This window comes from Oleiharenicola lentus (genome assembly GCF_051660365.1).
GTDB lineage: Bacteria > Verrucomicrobiota > Verrucomicrobiia > Opitutales > Opitutaceae > Lacunisphaera > Lacunisphaera lenta_A.
Genome location: NZ_JBOZXB010000001.1, coordinates 2,499,139 through 2,519,382 on the forward strand (window position 1 = coordinate 2,499,139; position 20,244 = coordinate 2,519,382).

The 20,244-nt window shown below is 57.0% G+C and carries 16 protein-coding genes and 1 tRNA gene; 11 read left to right on the top strand and 6 right to left on the bottom strand.

Annotated features, from left to right (window positions below; translation table 11 throughout):
• Window positions 1–13: 13 nt before the first annotated feature.
• Window positions 14–1,270 (top strand): sigma-54-dependent transcriptional regulator, encoded by a 1,257-nt coding sequence (locus ACRRQW_RS09485; protein WP_438481076.1) that lies wholly within the window; start codon window positions 14–16, stop codon window positions 1,268–1,270.
• Between the two features lie 104 nt (window positions 1,271–1,374).
• Here ACRRQW_RS09485 and ACRRQW_RS09490 read toward each other — a convergent pair whose 3' ends face one another.
• Entirely contained in the window at window positions 1,375–2,490 is a 1,116-nt protein-coding gene (locus tag ACRRQW_RS09490) for an alginate lyase family protein (protein ID WP_438481078.1), read from the bottom strand.
• 172 nt (window positions 2,491–2,662) lie between these two features.
• Between ACRRQW_RS09490 and carB the strand changes: the two genes are divergently transcribed.
• The 4 genes from carB to ACRRQW_RS09510 all read left to right on the top strand — a co-directional run bounded on the left by carB (window position 2,663) and on the right by ACRRQW_RS09510 (window position 8,293).
• On the top strand, window positions 2,663–5,902 hold the full coding sequence (gene carB / locus ACRRQW_RS09495; RefSeq protein WP_438481080.1) for a carbamoyl-phosphate synthase large subunit: 3,240 nt from the start codon (window positions 2,663–2,665) through the stop codon (window positions 5,900–5,902).
• A 33-nt stretch (window positions 5,903–5,935) separates the two neighbouring features.
• Complete coding sequence (purU, locus tag ACRRQW_RS09500; protein WP_438481082.1) at window positions 5,936–6,826, top strand: formyltetrahydrofolate deformylase; 891 nt, start codon at window positions 5,936–5,938, stop codon at window positions 6,824–6,826.
• A gap of 183 nt (window positions 6,827–7,009) precedes the next feature.
• The gene (locus ACRRQW_RS09505) at window positions 7,010–7,417 is read left to right on the top strand and encodes a DUF3568 family protein (protein WP_438481084.1); all 408 of its coding nucleotides are present in this window, start codon (window positions 7,010–7,012) and stop codon (window positions 7,415–7,417) included.
• A gap of 171 nt (window positions 7,418–7,588) precedes the next feature.
• A complete protein-coding gene (locus ACRRQW_RS09510; RefSeq protein WP_438481086.1) occupies window positions 7,589–8,293 on the top strand; it encodes a tetratricopeptide repeat protein in 705 nt (234 codons plus the stop codon).
• An 80-nt stretch (window positions 8,294–8,373) separates the two neighbouring features.
• Here ACRRQW_RS09510 and ACRRQW_RS09515 read toward each other — a convergent pair whose 3' ends face one another.
• Both ACRRQW_RS09515 and ACRRQW_RS09520 read right to left on the bottom strand, forming a co-directional pair.
• Window positions 8,374–9,102, bottom strand: a complete 729-nt coding sequence (locus tag ACRRQW_RS09515; protein WP_438481088.1) for a PEP-CTERM sorting domain-containing protein — start codon at window positions 9,100–9,102, stop codon at window positions 8,374–8,376.
• A 132-nt stretch (window positions 9,103–9,234) separates the two neighbouring features.
• Complete coding sequence (locus ACRRQW_RS09520; RefSeq protein ID WP_438481090.1) at window positions 9,235–9,948, bottom strand: PEP-CTERM sorting domain-containing protein; 714 nt, start codon at window positions 9,946–9,948, stop codon at window positions 9,235–9,237.
• Between the two features lie 199 nt (window positions 9,949–10,147).
• Here ACRRQW_RS09520 and ACRRQW_RS09525 point away from each other — a divergent pair.
• The 3 genes from ACRRQW_RS09525 (at window position 10,148) to ACRRQW_RS09535 (ending at window position 11,823) form a co-directional block, all read left to right on the top strand.
• Window positions 10,148–10,224, top strand: a tRNA-Pro gene (locus ACRRQW_RS09525).
• Window positions 10,225–10,415: 191 nt separating this feature from the next.
• Entirely contained in the window at window positions 10,416–10,952 is a 537-nt protein-coding gene (locus ACRRQW_RS09530) for a LysM peptidoglycan-binding domain-containing protein (RefSeq protein ID WP_438481092.1), read from the top strand.
• 292 nt (window positions 10,953–11,244) lie between these two features.
• Window positions 11,245–11,823: an NUDIX hydrolase gene (locus ACRRQW_RS09535; protein ID WP_438481094.1), complete on the top strand. Its 579-nt coding sequence runs from the start codon at window positions 11,245–11,247 to the stop codon at window positions 11,821–11,823.
• Window positions 11,824–12,018: 195 nt separating this feature from the next.
• Here the strand turns inward: ACRRQW_RS09535 and ACRRQW_RS09540 are convergent, their stop codons facing one another.
• The 3 genes from ACRRQW_RS09540 to ACRRQW_RS09550 form a co-directional block, all read right to left on the bottom strand.
• Complete coding sequence (locus tag ACRRQW_RS09540) at window positions 12,019–13,083, bottom strand: PEP-CTERM sorting domain-containing protein (RefSeq protein WP_438481096.1); 1,065 nt, start codon at window positions 13,081–13,083, stop codon at window positions 12,019–12,021.
• 71 nt (window positions 13,084–13,154) lie between these two features.
• On the bottom strand, window positions 13,155–14,171 hold the full coding sequence (locus tag ACRRQW_RS09545; RefSeq protein ID WP_438481098.1) for a PEP-CTERM sorting domain-containing protein: 1,017 nt from the start codon (window positions 14,169–14,171) through the stop codon (window positions 13,155–13,157).
• Between the two features lie 258 nt (window positions 14,172–14,429).
• Window positions 14,430–15,566, bottom strand: coding sequence for a PEP-CTERM sorting domain-containing protein (locus ACRRQW_RS09550; RefSeq protein WP_438481100.1), 1,137 nt, complete (start codon window positions 15,564–15,566; stop codon window positions 14,430–14,432).
• 298 nt (window positions 15,567–15,864) lie between these two features.
• Here ACRRQW_RS09550 and ACRRQW_RS09555 point away from each other — a divergent pair, with 298 nt between their 5' ends.
• The 3 genes from ACRRQW_RS09555 to ACRRQW_RS09565 all read left to right on the top strand — a co-directional run bounded on the left by ACRRQW_RS09555 (window position 15,865) and on the right by ACRRQW_RS09565 (window position 20,197).
• The gene (locus ACRRQW_RS09555) at window positions 15,865–17,388 is read left to right on the top strand and encodes a tetratricopeptide repeat protein (protein WP_438481102.1); all 1,524 of its coding nucleotides are present in this window, start codon (window positions 15,865–15,867) and stop codon (window positions 17,386–17,388) included.
• Between the two features lie 172 nt (window positions 17,389–17,560).
• The gene (locus tag ACRRQW_RS09560) at window positions 17,561–18,262 is read left to right on the top strand and encodes a succinate dehydrogenase cytochrome b subunit (RefSeq protein ID WP_438481104.1); all 702 of its coding nucleotides are present in this window, start codon (window positions 17,561–17,563) and stop codon (window positions 18,260–18,262) included.
• A gap of 12 nt (window positions 18,263–18,274) precedes the next feature.
• Window positions 18,275–20,197, top strand: coding sequence for a fumarate reductase/succinate dehydrogenase flavoprotein subunit (locus ACRRQW_RS09565; RefSeq protein WP_438481106.1), 1,923 nt, complete (start codon window positions 18,275–18,277; stop codon window positions 20,195–20,197).
• Window positions 20,198–20,244: the final 47 nt, after the last annotated feature.

Below are 20,244 nucleotides of genomic sequence, written 5' to 3' on the forward strand. Positions count from 1 at the left end.
AACAGACCTACTCATGCCAGCCATTCTCATCGTCGACGACCTCGTCTCTATCCACGAGATGTTGGACGCCGTTATTCAGCCAACCGGTTACCAAACCGCGTTTGCGACTGACGGCGAGAAGGCGCTGGTTCGCTACAAAGCCGACAAATACGACCTCGTGCTCGCCGATATCGACATGAAGCCGATGGACGGCATCACGTTGCTTAAGCAGCTGAAGCTCTACGATCCGAGCGCGGTGATCATCATCATGACCGCGTATGCGAGCACCGAAAGTGCGATCCAGGCGCTCAAGTCTGGTGCGTTCGATTATCTGCAAAAACCTTTCAAGGTCGATGAACTCATGCAGGCGTTGCGGCGCGGCATGGAGTTCAAGCGCGCGATGGCCGAGCGCGAAGCGTCGATTGCCGCGCCTTCGGTGAAAGCCGGCGATTTTGAGGCGCGCTTGATCGGCGACAGCGCGAAGAACAAACGCCTCATTACTCAGCTCAAGAAACTCGCGACTGCGCACACGCCAATTCTGATTTCGGGCGAGTTGGGCAGCGGCCACGAGATCGCCGCGGAGCTGTTGCACGCCGCCGGCACGCCCAAGGACAGCCCCTTGGTGCGCATCGATTGCCGGTTAAGTTCGATGGAAAGTTTGCGCAGCGGCTTGCTTGGCGAAAACGGCCAGGGCGGCACGTGGGTGCAACAGGCGAAAGGCGGCACGCTCTTTCTCTTGCACGTCCAATGCCTGCAAAAAGAAGCGCAGAGCGAACTCGTCTCCGTGCTGCGTAACAACGCCCACAATTTCCGCCTGGTCTGTGCGACCGAGGAAGATCTCGAGAAACTTTCGGAAGAAGGCGGCTTCAACGAAGAATTGTTCTACCGCATCGCCGCTTTGCCAGTGCAACTGCCGCCTTTGCGCGAACGCACGGAAGACATTTCGCTGCTGCTCAAAAATATCGCGGGCCGTTCTTCGAACCCGAAATTCGATGCGAAACAAATCGAGTTCACCGACGACGCTCTCTCGACCCTGAAGGCGTATCGCTGGCCGGGTAACTTGGTCGAGTTTACGCAGTTCGTTTCGCAAGTGCTCACGACGACCGAAACCCGCGTGGTCACGTCGGCGCAATTTCCCCTGCGGGTGCACGAAATCAAGAACTGGCCGACGCTCGCGGATTACCTCGCCGGCCAGGAAAAACAATACCTCGCGCGCGTGTTGCAGGCAGCAGGTGGCGATAAGGATAAAGCTGCGCGAGCACTGGGCATCGACGTTAGCCGCTTGGGTTAAAGCAGGTCTTTAAGGTTTTCAGGATTCACGCATCGAAACTAGATGCCCGCATGACATCCCATTCGCGCAAAGCCCGCCCGGAGGTCGGGCGCCACCTCGTTACCTTACTTCAAATTCACCCACAAAACCGGGTTGCGAATCGGTAAGTTGCGGCGAATTTCTTCGATTTGCGGGTCGGGTTCGAGGCGCTTCCAGGTTTCGAGCCAGTCTTGGCGGCCCGTCGCAAGCGCCCCGAAAATCAACGCCGGCTGACGCACCGGCCAGTTATCCCAATACATCACGTCCGGTTTTTTCGGCCAGGTTGATTTGTTTGCGAGGTAGGGGGCGAGAAATTCCACGCCGCGCACGAGGCTGCGCCCGTCGGGCAACGACCATGTCATGAGGTTTTCGTCTTCGCTGGAAAGCACCGCAGCGAGCCCGGTCATGACGTCGAGATTGAAGATCGCGTAACCGTAAGGCTTGGTGCGGGCCATCTCGCGCGGGAAACTCCCGTCGGGTGCCATTTGATTGGGCAGCAAAATTTCCTTAAAACGCCGCCGGCAATCCGCGAGGGCGCCATCGTCTTTCACGAGATGCGCAAACGCCGCCGCTTGCAGCGCCCAACAGGTGCCGTGGTTGTTCTCGGCTTTGCTTTCATCGACGCCGTAAGGGTGCGTGCTGATCCATTTCAGGTAGTCGCGAAACCACGCCATGAGCGCGGCTTCCTCGTCTTTCATTAAAGCCTTTGAGCCACGCAACGCTTCGATACCGAGGGCGACTTCGGCGAGGTGCACAGTATCGATCACGCCGATGCTGCGACCGGTGCTGCGGCCTTTGATCGCCTGCGAGTAAAGCAGGTGGGGATTCATCCGCGTCGTCGGGTCGACAAACCACACGTGCGCCTGCCGCACGGCGGCAGCGGCGAAACGTTCGTCGCCGGTTAACTTATACGCAGCGGCCAACGCGCCGAAGTCGCGCGCAAATCCCAGCAAAAGCTGCCGATGCGCAACGAAGTTATCGGGATTCGTCAGGCCGTCGCGTTGGACGTAGGGCGCGTGGGCGTCCTTCGGATCCGGCCACCAGTAATCGCCTTCGGATGAAAAATCATTTCTACCGCCGGCGCTGCGCGAGTTGACCGCGGACGTGATGCTGCGCGGCTCCGTGGAAAGCACGGCTTCGGCGAGATGCACGACGCGGGGACGTTCATGCGCGGCCAAGTCGAAATCGAGGGGTAGAAGCATCTTAGGCACGAAAGTGCGGCTCGGTTTACATCCTGCAAGCGCGCCGCAGGTTGCATCATTAACCGACCGCAGGGTGAAAAGAAATTTTATGCCAGCGAAAGCGCGGGGGATTTACTTAATTCCCGCTTGCGGCTCGTTTCGGCGCCCCCAAATCTCCGGCAAATCTACGCGCATGCCTAAACGCACCGACCTGCACTCCATCCTGATCATCGGCGCCGGCCCTATCATCATCGGCCAAGCCTGTGAATTCGACTATTCCGGCACCCAAGCCTGTAAAGCGCTCAAAGAGGAGGGTTATAAAGTCATCCTCATTAACTCGAATCCGGCGACGATCATGACTGATCCGGAGTTCGCCGATGTGACTTACATCGAGCCGCTGACGGTCGAGATCGTGGAAAAAATCATCGCGAAGGAACGTCCGTCCGCGCTGCTCCCGACCCTCGGCGGCCAGACCGCACTCAATCTCTCGATGCAGCTGCATCATGCGGGCATCCTCGACAAATATAACGTCGAGATGATCGGCGCGAAACCCGACGCCATCAAGAAAGGCGAAGATCGCGAAATTTTTAAGCAGTGCATGCTCAAAATCGGTCTGGACGTCGCGAAATCCATGACGGTTCACACGCTCGACGCGGCGCGTCAGGCGGCGGATTACATCGGCACGATGCCGCTCATTATTCGCCCGAGCTTCACGCTCGGCGGCACGGGTGGCGGTATCGCTTACAACCGCGAAGAATTTGAACAGATCGTCAACGGTGGCCTCGAAGCCTCGCCGACGCATGAAGTGCTCGTCGAAGAATGTCTCCTCGGTTGGAAGGAATACGAGATGGAGGTCATGCGCGACCACAAGGATCAGTGCGTGGTTATCTGTTCTATTGAAAATTTCGACCCGATGGGCGTGCACACGGGCGACTCGATCACCGTCGCTCCGGCAATGACGCTAACTGACAAAGAATTTCAAGTGATGCGCGACGCGTCGTTCGCCGTTATTCGCGAAATCGGCGTCGAGACGGGTGGCTCTAACATCCAGTTCTCCATCGATCCGCAGACGGGCCGCCAAGTCGTCATCGAGATGAACCCGCGCGTGTCGCGTTCGTCCGCGCTGGCATCGAAAGCCACCGGTTTCCCGATTGCGAAGATCGCGGCCAAACTCGCGATCGGTTATACGCTCGACGAACTCCGCAACGACATCACGCGACTTACGCCGGCGAGCTTCGAACCGACGATTGATTACGTCGTGACAAAGATTCCGCGTTTCGCGTTCGAGAAATTCGTCGGCGCCAATACCACGCTCACGTCCGCGATGAAGTCGGTCGGCGAAGCGATGGCAATCGGCCGCACGTTCAAGGAATCGTTCCAAAAATGTCTGCGTTCGCTCGAGACGGGCGCGCGCGGTTTCGGTGGCGGCGGCAAGTGGGGCGGCGACGAAGTCGTCGATGATGCCACGATTCGCCAAAAACTCGGCACACCGAACGCCGAACGCGTTTATTATCTCCGTCACGCGTTCCGCGCCGGCTACAGCGTCGATCAGATTTTCGATCTGACGAAGATCGATCCATGGTTCCTGCACCAGCTCCGCGAGCTTTTCGAAATGGAGACTTCGCTGCGGGCGCAGTCGCTCGAACAAGTCGATGCCCACGCGCTCAAGCGTGCGAAGCAATTTGGTTTTTCCGACGCGCAACTCGCGCACTTCTTTAAAATCGATTTCGATGTGATGCGTGCGCATCGCAAGAAGCTCGGGGTGAACACGACATTCCGTCTGGTCGACACGTGCGCCGCGGAGTTCGAGGCGTTCACGCCTTATTATTATTCGAGTTACGGCGACGAAAACGAAGTCCTGCCGTCCACGAAGAAAAAGATCATGATCATCGGCGGTGGCCCGAACCGCATCGGTCAGGGCATAGAGTTCGATTACTGCTGCGTGCATGCGTCGCTCGCGTTGCGCGAGATCGGTTTCGAAACCGTGATGATCAATTCGAACCCGGAAACGGTTTCGACGGATTACGACACCAGCGATCGTCTGTATTTCGAACCGCTCACGCTTGAAGACGTGCTCGAGGTTTACGAACAGGAGAAATGCTGGGGCGCGATCGCCCAGTTCGGCGGCCAGACTCCGCTCAATCTCGCCAGCGCGCTCAAGGCCCGCGGCGTAAACATCATCGGCACCTCGCCCGAAAGCATCGACACCGCGGAAGACCGTAAACTCTTCTCGGCCGTGCTCGACGCGGTGAAACTGAAATCGCCCGCCAATCGTATCGCGATGTCTGAAGCGGAAGCGCTCACGGCGGCGAAGGAAGTCGGTTATCCCGTGCTCGTGCGTCCGTCGTTCGTGCTCGGTGGTCGCGGCATGTTCATTCTCTATAGCGAAGCTGAGATGAAGGATGTCGTGCGCCAGGTATTCGACGTCATGCCCGGCAAGCCGGTGCTGATCGATAAATTCCTCGAAGACGCCAACGAACTCGACGTCGACTGTATCAGCGACGGCGAAACCACGCTCGTCGGCGGTATGCTCGAGCACATCGAATACGCCGGTGTTCACTCGGGTGACGCCGCGATGGTGATGCCGCCGCACACGCTTTCGAAAGAAATGTTGAAGACCGTCCGCGAAGCGACCTACGCGCTCGCGAAGGAACTCAAGGTCATCGGCCTGATGAACGTGCAGTTCGCGATCAAGGACAACCAACTCTACGTGCTGGAAGTGAATCCGCGCGCGTCGCGCACCGTGCCGTTCGTCGCGAAAGCCATCGGCGTGCCGCTGGCGAAACTCGCCGCGAAAGTCATGGCCGGCAAAAAGCTCATCGAGCTTGGTTTCACGCAGGAAGTGCAACCAAAACATTGGTGCGTAAAAGAAGCGGTGTTTCCATTTAACCGTTTCCCCGGCACCGCGATCGTGCTCAGTCCCGAAATGCGTTCGACGGGCGAAGTCATGGGCATGGACGACGACCTTGGCATCGCGTTTGCGAAAACCCAGATGGCCGCAAAGCCTGCGCTGCCGCTCAAGGGCAAACTCTTCATCAGCGTCAAAGACAGCGACAAGGAACAGGTCATCGAGATCGCGAAAGGCTTCTCGGAACTCGGCTTCACGCTTTGCTCGACGACCAACACGACAAAGCTGCTGCAATCGCACGGTGTCACCGTGCAGACGGTCTACAAGCTCAACGAAGGTCGCCCGAACTGCGTCGACATGATCAAGAACGGAGAAATCCAACTCGTGATCAACACGCCGCGCGGGATGATCCCGCGCAACGACGAGAACGCCATCCGCGCCGCGGCTTACGCCAACAATGTCTGCATCATGACGACCATCACAGGCGCCAAGGCTGCATTGAAAGGTATCCGCGCGATGAAGGCCAAACTTGTCGATGTCCGCGCGCTGCAGCTCTACAAGGGCAGCGTCGTGCCGATGGTCTAACCCACGCTTTGTCCTTACGCGAAGCGTTTCAAAATGTCTGCTCCCGTCACTACTCTCATCGCTTTGCTGCACGGCCCCGATCAACGGGGCTTGGTGGCGCGCGCGTCGGGTTGGATTTTTGAGCGCGGTGGAAATATCCTCCATGCCGACCAACATCGCGATGAGGTGACGGGCGTATTTTTTCAGCGTTTGGAATGGATTCCAGCTGCGCCAAAAACGGCGACGGGCAAACCTCGGGTCAAAGATGTGGACGCGGAAGTGAGTGAGTTTTTGGCGTTCGCGCGGGATGAATTAAAAATGCAGGCGACGGTCACGGAGTCGACACACCGGCCTCGCGTGGCACTGTTTGTTTCGAAAGCAGATCATTGTTTCCACGACATTATCCTGCGTTGGCGCGCAGGAGAATTTCCGTGCGATATCGTGGGCGTGATTTCAAATCACGAGCAGCTTGCGTCCGCCGCCGAAGCTTACGGCCTGAAATTTTTCCATCTACCGATTTTACCAGGCAAAAAAATCACCGGCGAATCCGACCAACTTGCGTTGCTCAAAAAACTCAAAGTCGAACTCGTGGTGCTCGCGCGTTACATGCAGGTGCTGTCGGACGAATTTTTGCGCCAGTTCGGCAAGCCAATCATCAATATCCATCACTCGTTTCTCCCTGCGTTTGCCGGTGGTCGCCCGTATCATCAAGCGCACGAGCGGGGCGTGAAATTGATTGGTGCGACCGCGCATTATGCGACCGCGGTTTTGGACGACGGCCCGATCATCCAGCAAGATGTCGCGCGCGTGACGCACCGCCACAGCATCGATGACTTGGTGCGAAAGGGAAAAGATTTGGAGAAGTCCGTGCTCGCGCAGGCACTGCGCTGGCATTTAGAGAATCGTATTCTCGTCTACGGGAATAAAACGGTGGTGTTCGACTGAGTCGGGCTAAAGGCAGGCCTGGCGGGGCCACGAATCACACGAACAGCCACGAAATTTCGAACAGAGTAGTTTGGTAGAATTCGTGGCGCAGTTCGGATTTTGTTCCTTGTTCGGTTTGGGTTAAATTTCGCAACCCGGCGCGCGGTTTCATGTCTAGGGTAGGCTCACAAACCCACCTCACCTATGAATACCAATAACCTCCGTAGTTCCGCTGCTCGGGCTGTCCTGATTGCCGCTGCCGTGATCGGCTTCGCCGCTTTGCCCGCCTGCCGCACCGTCGTCGTCGATAATAACGCCAACACGCTGGGCGAAGTGAAGCTCGGTGAACTTCAGGTGTTCGCGAACCATGATTTCGAAACCGTCTACAAGGCCGCCAAGGCGGGGATCGCGGATCGCAAGTTGTTCCTCACTCAGGACGATAAGAAATACGTCGAGGCCGAACTCAAAGCCCGCGATTCCGTGGACACGCTGATCGTCGTGAAGATCAAGGAAGTGGCCAAGGACCGCACGAGTGTGAAGGTGCGTTATGGCGTGACCGGCGATGTGCCGAATGCGCAGGCGCTCTACAACGAAATCGCGAAGCGTTATTGAGCCGAATAACCGACCAAACGCGCGATACGAATTACACGAATTCTCACGAAACGATCTGGCTCAGCGTCATTCGAATTCGTGGGAATGAGTGAAATTCGGGTCGCGGTTTGATTTTAACTGCCGCCTTTTGCCTTGAGGGAGGCAAGGACGCCGCTCAATCTGCACGGTTCCATGAGTCAACTTCCCCCCGCCCACCAATCGCCCCAAGATCCCAATGCTGCCATTCCGGTCAGCGAGCCCGGCTTCGAGGTGCACGTCCAGGATTACTGGGCTAAAAACAGCGGCCTGATTCTCGGTGGTCTCGCCTTGGTCGTGGTCGCCATCATCGGCTGGCAGGGTTGGCAATATTTCCAGGCCTCGCGCGAGCAGGATATCCGCGCGGAATACGCCAAAGTCGGCGACCAGACGGCCAAGCTCGCGTCTTTTGCTTCGGAACATTCCGGGCACACGCTCGCTGGAGTCGCGCGCCTTCGCCTTGCTGACGAGCGCTATGCCGCCGCCGATTACAAGCAGGCTGCCACCCTTTACACGCAAGCCGCCGAGTCGTTGGACAACGACGTCCTCCTTGGCCGCGCTAAACTCGGCGCAGCGATCAGCCAGATTAACGGTGGCGACCAAGCCGCCGGCGAAGCCTCGCTGAAAGCCGCCAGCACCGACAGCAAGCTCGCCCCTGGTGCCCGCGCCGAAGCCACGTATCACCTCGCGACGATTGCGTTGGACGCAGGCAAAACCGACGAAGCCAAAAAGCTCGCTGACGAAGTTTCCAAAATCGAAGCCACCGGCCCCTGGGCCCAACGCGCCACGATGCTGATCGCCAGCCTGCCTGGCGCGGCGAAACCCGCGACTGCGGGCGCCGGCTTCAAGCTCGGTAATTAAGCTGAGTCCGAGCCGCGGGTTCGGTTAAGTTGCAAGGCGGGATCTTTAATCCCGCCTTTTTCATGTCCGAAATTGCGCGCTTACTTTTTATCGTCTCGCTTTGAAAGCGTGCGGCGGCGCATCGAAACGCCGACCAGCGCAACAGTGCCGAGGACGGCTGCATAAGTGGAAGGCTCCGGAATCGCGGCAATCGTGCTGCCGTTTAACACGAGGCCATGGGTGCCGGCGGAAGGTGAATTAAAGCCCCAGCCTCCCGTAGTCGTCTGGCCGCTCGCATAAAATCTCAGCGTGATCGAAGTCGCAGCGTTGATGTTTTGCAGCGCGAGGATGCTGCTCAGGTCGATCGTTGGTGACGTTGACGGGGTTGTCGTGACTGAAAACGGACTGCCAATCAGCGAGAACGTTGATCCGTCCGTGCTGTAAGCAAACTGCATGGAAACGCCCGGAGTTGCCGCATAGGCTGGGGTTCCAGCAAACCGTGCGCTGATCGAACTGAGTGAAAGCGTGTAGTCGTTGGCGGCAGATATTACCCACTGGAAATAATCCGTGTTCGCCGTGGAGATGCCGTTGTTTTGGAACCCTTGGGTGCGAAATGAATTTGCTCCCGTGCTCGCCGAGGCCGTGCTGCCACGGGTCAAAGTATTAAACGAAGCGCCGGTGTCCAAATGCGCAGCAATAATATCCGCCGTGGACGTGGCTGATGGCGATTCACCAGTAAAATCCCATGCGAGTAATTGGGCCAAGGCTGCATTGGCGCAGCCGAAAACAAGAATTGCCGATACCACTGAAAGACGCAGAAGCTGTTTCATAGCGTCAGTTGTAGAGCATTCCGCAAAACAGCGGAAAAATCGATACGACCTAAGTTAAGGTGATCATACGCTCTCGTGTGCGATCACAAAAAAGCCCGCCGAAAAATCGGCGGGCTTTTGGAAAATAAAAACTTAGCGCGCCACGTTATACTTGGCCTGATTCCGACGACGAACCACGACACCCGCGAGAGCGACCACACCGAAGATCGCGGCGTAGGTGGAAGGTTCGGGCACTGCGGTTAAATTTACCGCACCATTTACCGTAAAATCGTCGAACCGAATGGATCCGCCGTTTGCAGGAGCTCCACCGGCCGGCCCAATCGTTCCAAAACCATACACGCGAATCTCAAGCGCAGTTCCGGTTGCGGGAGAACCAGGAGTAAATGTTAAGGTATTTGGTGAGGCGGCGACAGTTGCTGTGTAAGTTTGGTTTGATCCCAGCTGATTGGAAAGAGATGCAAACCCATTGGTGCTTGAGTAGGCAGATATTGTATTGGGTGCTGTGCCGCTACCGCTAACTTTTAGGCTAAATGAGGAAAGCGAAATAGTATATCCGCTAGCGGCAGTTAGGGTAAAAGTAACGTAGTCGGTGGAGGTTAATGGATTGATTGAACTGCTTCCGAAGCTCCAAGAGGTGCTTGCATACACACCACTGCCGGAATTTGCGGCAAGCCCCGATCCTCGGGTGATATTGGAAGCAGTCTGGATATTAGCATTTTTCGTGGAAAACGCGACCGACGTGGTCGTTCCCGATAACGACGACATATCGTAGTATGCTATTTGTGCAAAAGCGGCAACACTTGAGAAAATAGCCGCGAGGGTGGTGAGAATGTAGCGCGTTTTCATGTTTGTCTGTGTGTGGGTCTAATTAAGCACGTTTAGCGCCGTGCTCTCGAATTAGTGGAACAAAGGTCAAAAATCTTTCGTGAGTCGAGCGAATGACTGGGCGTCACGCTAACGTTACACGACGAACGGCGGGGCTCACGAATTTTGGAGGCCGGCGTTGACAGAACGGGTTTCACCCCGTCCCATGCGTGCCGGTTGTCGGGGTGTAGCTTAGTCTGGTAGAGCGCCTGGTTTGGGACCAGGAGGTCGTAGGTTCGAATCCTATCGCCCCGACCATTTTGTCGATGGCTTGCACGTGCAGGCATCGAACCGAGTTACCCACAGAAATTGAAGTGAAGCCGGCGTTCATGAAACGGCTTCGCTCCGCCAAGGAGATGCGCAGGAACGGGCCTGCAAACTGTGAATAAATGCTTCTTGCGTAGGCGGGCGGGGCACTCGTATATCCGTCCCCTCAATCTCTCAAAAAAATGGATACTCTTTCTCGTGACAGCAACAGTTCCGGCAGCATTTTGCCGCTTGTCGGCGTAATCGCCGGTGGTCTCGCCTTGATCCTCTCGATCGCGGCACTCGTTCAATTGACGAAGGTGAATGCAAAGCTCACCGCGCAAGGTGATGAAATCGCGAAGATCGCGACTCTCGAAACCGAAGTGCGCGCCGCTTCCACCAAGTCCGACACGGCCATCGCGAGCCTGCGCTCGGGTATCCAAACCGCGCTCGATTCCATCGGTGCGTCGCTCACCTCGACTGGTGAACGCCTTACCAAGATCGAAGAAGCTCAGAAAGCCCGCGCGGCTGCTCCAGCAGCCAAAGGTGGCGCGAGCGGTGGTGCGGCTGCTGCTCCGACCGGCGTCGTGGACGCTGCGGGTAACTACACCGTCGCATCCGGTGACTCCCTCACGAAGATCGCTCGTAAATTCGGCGTCCGCGCTGATGCGATCGAAGCGAAGAATCCCGGTCTCGACCCGACGAAATTGAAGGTCGGCCAGAAGATCAAGATTCGCTAAGCTACCTTAATCGAGAAAAGTTTCCCAAGCCTCCCATTGTGGGAGGCTTTTCTATTGGGTGAGTGCGGCGAACGGTTGAAGCGATGGCTTTGGCTGGGATTGCTTTTATGAAGTGCGACTTCGTGAAGCCACTTTCGAGGCGGCGCAGGTCGTCGCAGTTCCCCGGTCCCGGCATTCCTCAATTCGCTGCGAGGGTGAGGGGTCGAGTGATTTTTCCGTTGAGCGAAACCATGGGCCGATGTCGCGTGAATTTTTATCGTCACGCGGGGGTGAAGGCACACGTTGGTGCGACATGAGCAAAGATTTTCCTGCGCCCCAGCGTTGGCAAAAAATCCGCACGGAGCCGCTTTTAAAGACGCGGATATTCGAAGTGGTGAGTGCGATTTACCGGCATCCGCGGCGCGAGAAGGATCAGGATTTCGTGGTGATTCAGCCGAACGATTGGGTGAATGTGCTCGCGCTCACGGTTGAGCGGGAGTTGGTGCTCGTGAGGCAATTTCGTTACGGGATCGACGGGTTTTCAATGGAGGTTCCGGGTGGAGTCATTGATGCCGGCGAAGATCCGATGGCGGCTGCCGTGCGCGAGTTGCGCGAAGAAACGGGTTATGTGGGCACCCGGGCGCGTCTGCTGGGCAGCGTGCATCCAAATCCGGCGATTCAGAATAATCGCTGCCACCTTGTGCTGATCGAAGATGCGCAGCGGACGGCGGAACTTGAATGGGATGCCGATGAGGAATTGGAAGTCATCGTGTGGCCCGTCGACGAAGTGTATGCGTGCGCACATCGCGGAGGGATCACGCATGCGTTGGTGTTGAATGCGCTGTTTTTGTTTTCGCCGATTTGGACGGAGATGAAAAAAGCGCAGCGTTGAAGGTGAACCGCGGTGGCTGCAGCGCGCGCAATTTTTTCATCGAGTCGCCCCGTGCGCTCGCGATCGTCTTTGTGAGCCAACTTCAGCGGTGCTCGGTGAAGAGGTGCGAGCGATTTTTCCCGCGAAGTTTGCTTCTGTTGCTTTGCGCGGGAGGCGTGTCTTGCGCAAAGGGCTGCGCGTTGAGCGCGAATTTTTTTAGCGCTTAGGCGAGGCTTGGCGCCAGCGGCGCCAACCGAAAGCGCCTAACGCGGCGCTGACTAAGAATGCACCGTAGGTCGACGGCTCGGGCACGCGGCGGTTGTAGAGCACGCCATTGACCGCCGATAAATCGATGCCACCAGAGCCGGTGGATCGAGTGGTGCTGGTGTTGTAGTAAGTCGTGTTTTGCCAGTTCACGAGGTTGGCCGTGTTGCCGCCGTCAGTGACATCGTAACCCATGAGGGAGTAACCGTAGATGGTGGTGCCGGCGGCGATGCCCAAATCAGAGAGTGAAATGATGGTGCCGCCGAGGCCTTGGGTGCCGGTCTCGCTGTTGCCGTTCCAATAGGGCGAGCCAAGGTTGTCGCCGTTGGAATAACGGAATTGGTTATACGTGTAATCCTGGCCGAGAAGATTGGTGGAGCCGTAATCACTTGCATCAACGCCGACTAAATTTCCGCCGTAAGCGGTGGGGCGATCGTTGACCGAATCCCATCCGGTAATCACCGCGATCTTCACGGAATCGTGAACGCCGATGAGGCCACGATCGAAAATAGCGAATGCAGTGTCGTTGCTGGAGACGATGCCGGATTCATTGAACACGAAATCGAGGCGCTCGATGTTGCCCTCTAACGCGCCGGTGCCGTTGGCAAAGGTATTATCAGAACCACGCAGGAGATTGTTACCCAGCAGAAGATTCGCGTAAGTGGTCGAATATGGCGCGTAGAATTTTGCGGCGTTGGCTGTGTCCTGCAAATACCACACGGAGGAATTGTTGGCATTACCCGCGGTCGTGTTGCGACGGGTATAGGCGGCAATGGCAGTGCTGTTGGCGTCGTAGATATTTCCGGCTGTATCCTTGAACGTGGTGATGCGCGCGGTGATATCTTCAAAATCGACGCCATTGACGTTCGGCGCGTTCACTCCTTGGCTGTAGACAGCGGTGATTTGACTGACCGCAATTTGTGCGGAAGCTGACACTGCGCTGATAAGCAGCACACTGGTGAAAGCAGTTAAATTAACTGCGAGACGTGAAAGCAGTTGTTGTAAATGGCTGGTCATAGCGGCTTGGAAACTGGGTGTTTACCCTAGTTTTCCAGCCTAATGCAACCAACCATCAGTAGTAGCCTATTTCAGTGAGTGGCATTGGCGCGATAACGACGCCAGGCGAAGAACCCCCCGAGCACTCCCACAAAAATCATCCCGTAAGTCGAAGGCTCGGGAACGCGGCGCGTGAGTTGGGCACCAAAGCCCATGAAGTCGATGTTCCCTGCGTCGGTGGCGGAAGAGGTATTATTGAGGTAATACGCAGTGTTCTGCCAATTCACCAAGCGCGCGACGTTGCCGGCATCGACAAGAGTATCGCCGGCAATAAGGGAGTAACCGAAGATTGTCTGGCCAGCGGTAACGCCTAAATCAGTGAGCAGAATTGCGCGACCGATGAGCGAAAGTTCGGTAGTATCACCGGCATTGGTATCGCGCGCGACAATCGTTTGATTGGTGTTACCGACCGGACTCGTGTAGAGATTATCGTTATACGTGGTGACTGAACGAATATACTGCGCGTTCGTTTGGTTGGGCGGGGGAACGGCCACCGCGTTGGGCGTTTCTTGCACGATGAAACCGTTACTGGCGTAAGCGGTAGGGGTATTACTGCCATCGACCGCAGTGTAGGCCGCGACGCGAAACGGATCGCCTTTGTTGCCCGGATTTTCGAAGTCGAACAGCACGATCACTTCATCGCCTTTGACGACATATCCGCCGCTGAAGAAGAAATCGATACGTTCAATACTGGAAGTCGGTATGCCACCGGAAGTGTTGGTGTTGTTGAACGGATTCCAAAGGCTTTGCCCGAGGTCGCTGCTGAGCATGACTTCGTTAAGCGTTGGGGTGGAGTCGCCCTTGGCGTAAGTCTGAGCGGTATTACCAGGGACATTTTGATAAAGCACTGCACCTTGGTTGCCACCGGTGGCACCGCGGCGGAAATAAACGTTACTCGCGGTCACACCGCTCACAGTGTAACCACCAAGCACGTCGATCTGCATCGTCTCAACCGCGCGGGTGTCGTTGAGGTAGGTGAGATTGTCTACGGTGACATTGCCGCCGTTGTTGAGCGTTCCATAGGTGATTCCTGTGACACCGTAACCCACTTGTGCAGACGCCGAATGGGCAGCGCTTGCCAGCAGCGCGACAAAGAGGAAATTCCGAGCGCAGCGCAGAGCGCGTAAACTTGAGGGGGAAAGCGAGTCCGTGTTCATCGGCTTGATTTATCTAGGGGTTATAACCTAGCTCAAACGGGTGACCAGCGCGATAGTGCATTTGTCCTGCTTTTACAGGAAAATGACAGCCTTTAAGTAATACGCTCTACCTTGGCTATGTTTGGGAAGTGCTGGTCCTACGCGGCGACTTTAGCTGCTCAATGCGGCATTCCGAGGTTGTCGCCCATTGCGCCAATGACGAACTGCGAAAAACGAAGCACAGAGGCCGACAAAAATAACACCGTAGGTTGACGGCTCGGGAACAGGTTTAGCGAGCTGCGCGCCGAAGCCCATGAAATCCATGTTTCCCCAAGTTTCAGCGTCGGTATTGGTCAGGTAGGTCGAGCCGTTTGTCCAATTTACCAGTCGGGACGCGTTGTTGTAGTTCGAGCCGACCGAGACGTCGCCTGCCATCAACGAATAACCGTAGATTTTAGTGCCCACGCTGATGCCGAGATCTTGGAAACTGAGCGCGATGCCCACGAGATAGAGTTCCGAGCTGCCGCCGGAATTACTGTCGAGGACGGCAATCGACTGCGTGCCGGTGAGATTATCGCCGTTGGTGGTCGAAGAGCGCAAGTAAGTGCTGTTGCCCAGTGTTGGGGAGGTGACGGGATCACCAAACGTATCTGGGTTAACCAGCTTACCGGTGTTCGCGTAGGCGGTCGGAGTGTTTGAACCGTCGACGGCCGTGAACGCGGCGATGCGAAAACCGTCGCCTTTGTTACCGGCATTTTCCAAATCGAAAAACACCAGCCGTTCCGTCCCGGTTACCGTGTAACCGCCAGAAAAATAGAAATCGATACGTTCGATATTCGAGAGGAGTGAAGCGCTGGCGTTGGTGTTGGCGAAAGGGTTGCGAAGGCCCTCAGTGAGATTTCCGCTCAACATCACTTCCTGCAGCGTGGGATTGGAATCACCGTTACCATACACCACTGCGTCCGCGCCGCTCTGTCCGGAATTATAGCTGTTATAATCGTAGAAAACGGTCGCGTTGTTATTACCGCCGGAGGTGCGGCGAAAATAGACGTTACTCGCCATCGTTCCGTTTACGGCGAAGTTATCTTCCGTCGTGGAAATCGTCGCGACCGTGCGGTTGTAATTATAGTAAGTGATCTCGCCCACCGTGGTCGGAGAGGGGCCGAGGAGGCTGCCATACGACAGCCCGGTGACTTGCGTTTGAGCACGGCTCTCATTGGTCAGAAAAAACAGGCTCGCCAACACGCAAGCCAAACGGCCAAATGTGCGGAGTTGCTTTACAGTAAATTGCGTTTGCGGGGCCTTCATCTAGGGTTAAATACCTAACCCAACTGGGTTACAGCGCCAGAAAATTCTTCTCTAATAAGTGAAACGACTTCGCACTAAAATCGATGCTGATGCTGTAGAACGGCAGTTTGAGGAAGCGGCGCGCGTCCGCTTGCGAAAATTGGTGGTCATCGGCATGGCGAGCCTGGCTTTTTTTTCCATAATTATATGGTTTTCATGGTCTTCCATCGGTGATTGGCGTCAGCGGCGGGACCTTAAGAAAGCCCACACGTTTGAGCAAACCGGAGATTATCGCCGTGCATTGCTGACCCTGGAGCAGGTGATCCAAATTCACCCACTCAATACCGAGGCGCGTCGGGCCCTCGCAGGCTTCTATGATCGGGCGAGTCAGGCGCAGGCGCTTGAGGTGTGGAACGAGGTCGCGCAGATGGAGCCGAAAAACCCGGAGAACTGGCTCGGTTTGGCGAAGTCGGCCATTCAAGCGCTGGATCAAAAGACCTCCCAGCGTGCGTTGGAAAAATTAAAAGAGCTGGGTGAAACCGGAGTCGAATATCGACGGCTGGCGACGGCGTCAGCGCTGTTGGCTTACGATTCGGTGGCGCTGGAAGAGCATTTGAAAGAGTTGTCGCAGGCGCTCCCCGATGACGTTCGGATCAAGTTTACGCTGGTGGCGCAACAGATTCACAGCAAAGACCAGGTCAAGAACCGCGCCGCGCGGGCGGAAATGATTAAATTAGTGAAGCAAAATCCGGTGCGCCTGCGCGCCACCTTGGAATTGATTTCCGATGTCGTGCGCCGTCACCCGCGCAACACGCCCGAACGCGAAGCCGAGTTCAATGCCTTGGTGCTGGAAATAGTGCCGCCGATCGGGCCACGTGTTTATGAAGTCACGCGCATGACGGCGCTCGATTTGCTGGTCGACTATGCGCGGAGTCAGCCCGGATTGCAGTCAGAGGACGTCGCGGTGTTTTTGCGCTGGATGACTGCGAATAATTGGTCGGCGAACGCATTGCGCTGGCTCGACCGGCAGGACGCTGCGCTCCTCGATTCGCGTTGGGTGAAACCCGCCGCTGCGGATGCCGCTCTGGAGGTGGGGGACTGGACGCGTTTGCGCACGCTGGTTGCAGACGGCGCTTGGGGACCGATCCCGATCGCGGCTTACGACCAAGCACTAAAACTTTACCAGACCAGCGGGCGTGGTAAAAGCTCGGGAGTGCAAGCGTGGAGCGAGGTCATCGAAGCATGTCGCACCTCGTTACCCGGCTTAAAGATGCTCGGCAGACTCACAAAAGAGTGGAAATGGCCTGACGAAAGGCAGCAGGTTTTGCAGGCCATCGCCAAGGGTTTTCCGCGCGAAACCTGGGCGTGGCGCGAGCTGATTTCCTATGCGATTAACGCCCGCGATTCGCAGTTGTTATGGCGCACTTATGTTAACCGCAGCCTGTCCACTCCCGGTGACGTCGGCGTGCAAATCGAGGCCGCGATGGTCGGCTTGCTTACCGGCCAGCGTAACGCGGCGACGGTCGAGGCGACGCAGGAACTGCTGCGCCGCGAACCAAAAAATAACGCAGTGAAAATCATCCACGCGCTCGCGTTGTGGCGGGCGAAACGTTTCGCCGAGGCCGCGCCAATTCTGGATGAGTTGCCCAAGGCGGTGTTTGCCGAGCCGCGCTATGCGTTTGTTTACGGGCTGGTGCTCGCGGAGACGTCGCGGTTGCCGGAAAGTCTGCGGATGCTGGAATGGGCCGCGGCGGAAAGACTGCTGCCCGAGGAATCGTTGCTCCTCGAAGAGACGCGTGCGCGCGTCGAAGCGCGGTTGCGCAGTGCGCCCCGAACTCAGTGAGACGGTGTCGCATTTAGCGAGGTGAGCACCGCGTGACTTCTCGTCTGATTTAGTCGACCTAATGACTCCGCACTGGCCTGAGGCGCGCCCTTTACATTGAGACGAGGCGCGAGTTTATTTTCCACGCTCTTAATTCCGAAAGCAGCTGTGTTATATCCCTAGTTTCCCCGCGATGAATTTAATTGGTTCGCTTTTCAAGTCGTCCATCGGGCGCAAAATCCTCGTGGCCCTCACCGGACTCGTGATGTTCGGTTTCGTGACCGGCCACTTGCTCGGCAACCTGCAAGTCTTCGGCCCGCCCGAGTTGATCAACGTTTACGCGCACAAACTCGAAGCGCTCGGCCCGATTCTCTGGATCGTCCGCAGCTTCTTGCTCGTCGCGCTCGTGATTCACGTGTGGCTCACGATTCAACTCACGATCGAGAATCGTGCCGCGCGTCCGCAAAAATACGCGGTGAATCACACCAACCGCGCCACGCTTGCATCGCGCGTGATGGCGATCAGCGGTCTCATCGTCCTCGCGTTCGTGATTTTCCATTTGCTGCACTACACGGTGCGCGTGAACCATCCTGAATGGAACGAGCACACTTACACGCTCGCCGATGGCATCACCAAGGTGCGCGATGTGCACACGATGATCGTGCAAGGTTTCTCGAGCCCGTTGGTTTCGATTTTCTATATCTTCGCGGTCGGTTTGCTCAGTTATCACTTGAGTCACGGCATCGAGAGTTCGGTGCACACGCTCGGTTTAAAAAACGAATCGTGGGCGAAAAACATCCGCGTCTTCGCCATCGGTTACTGCTGGCTCTACTTCCTCGCCAACGCCGCCATGCCGATCGCGGTGCTCGCGGGTTTCCTCACCGTCAAAGCCTAATTATTTTCCGTCATGGCCACGCTCAAATCCAACGCTCCTTCCGGCCCGCTCGCTGACAAATGGCGCAAGCACAAGACGGAGATCAAACTCGTCAACCCTGCCAACAAGCGCAAATACGAGGTCATCGTAGTCGGCGCCGGCCTCGCGGGTTCCTCCGCTTCCGCCACGCTCGCGGAACTCGGTTACAAGGTTAAGAATTTTGTCTTCCACGACAGCCCGCGTCGCGCGCACTCGATCGCCGCGCAAGGCGGCATCAATGCCGCGAAGAATTACCAAAACGACGGCGACAGCGTGCACCGTCTTTTCTACGACACGCTGAAAGGCGGCGACTACCGCGCGCGCGAATCCAACGTCCATCGCCTGGCCGAAGTCTCGGTCAACATCATCGATCAATGTGCCGCGCAAGGCGTGCCGTTCGCTCGCGAATACGGCGGCTTGCTCGCGAATCGTTCCTTCGGTGGCGCGCAAGTGTCCCGCACGTTCTACGCGCGCGGCCAGACCGGCCAGCAATTGCTCCTCGGGGCTTACTCCGCGCTCTCGCGCAAAGTCGGCGATGGCGGCGTCGAACTGCACACGAACTCCGAGATGCTCGATCTCGTGCTCGTCGACGGTCACGCGAAAGGCATCATCGTGCGCAACTTGATCACGGGTGCGATCACGCGCCACAGCGCCGACGCCGTCGTGCTCGCGACGGGCGGTTACGGCAACGTGTTTAACCTCTCCACTTACGCACGCGGCTCGAACGCCACCGCAATCTGGCGTGCTTACAAGCGCGGCGCGTGTCTTGCGAATCCTTGCTACACGCAGATTCACCCGACCTGCATTCCGGTTTCCGGCGACTACCAATCGAAGCTCACGCTCATGTCCGAGTCGTTGCGCAACGACGGCCGCATCTGGGCTCCGAAACGCAAGGAAGACGCGAAGAAAGATCCGAATACGATCCCCGAAGCTGATCGCGATTATTACCTCGAGCGCATTTATCCGAGCTTCGGTAATCTCGCCCCGCGCGACGTCTCCTCGCGCGCCGCGATGCGCGCCTGTAACGAAGGTCGCGGCGTCGGCGAAACCGGCCTCGGCGTTTATCTCGATTTCGCGGACGCCATCAAACGCCTCGGCGAACCCGCCGTGCGCGAACGTTACGGCAACCTCTTCGACATCTATCACGAAATCACCGCGGAGAACGCCTACAAGACGCCGATGCGCATTTTCCCGGCGGTCCACTACACCATGGGCGGTCTTTGGGTGGACTACAATTTGATGTCCAACATCCCGGGCCTCTTCGTGATGGGGGAGGCCAACTTCTCTGATCACGGCGCAAATCGTCTCGGCGCGTCCGCCCTCATGCAGGGTCTCGCTGATGGTTACTTCGTGTTGCCTTACACGATCGGTAATTATCTCGCCGACGTAAAACCGGGCTCACGCCCGAAGACGGATCGCGGCGAGTTCAAGGAAGCCGAAGACAACGTCACCTGGATGAACCAGCGCCTGCTCGAAAACAAGGGCAAGGAACCGGTCAGCCATTTCCACAAACGCCTCGGCAAACTCATGTGGGAATATTGCGGCATGGCGCGCACGAAGGAAGGCCTCGAAACCGCGCTCCAAAAAATCCCCGAACTGCGCGAAGAATTCTGGGCGAACGTCAAAGTTCCCGGCTCCGGCGACACGCTCAACCAATCGCTAGAACAAGCCGGTCGCGTCGCCGACTTCATCGAACTCGGCGAGTTGCTTTGCCGCGACGCGCTCACGCGTGATGAAAGCTGCGGCGGTCACTTCCGCGAAGAATACCAGCACCCCGATGGCGAGTGCAAACGCGACGACGAAAACTTCGCGCACGTGGCGGCCTGGGAATATCAAGGCGTCGACAAGACGCCGCTCCGCAACGTCGAGCCGCTCAACTACGAGTTCACCAAGATGTCGGTGCGTTCCTACAAGTAAGGATATCTCAATTTGTGACATCCTCAGGTGCATCTTCTGATTCGTTA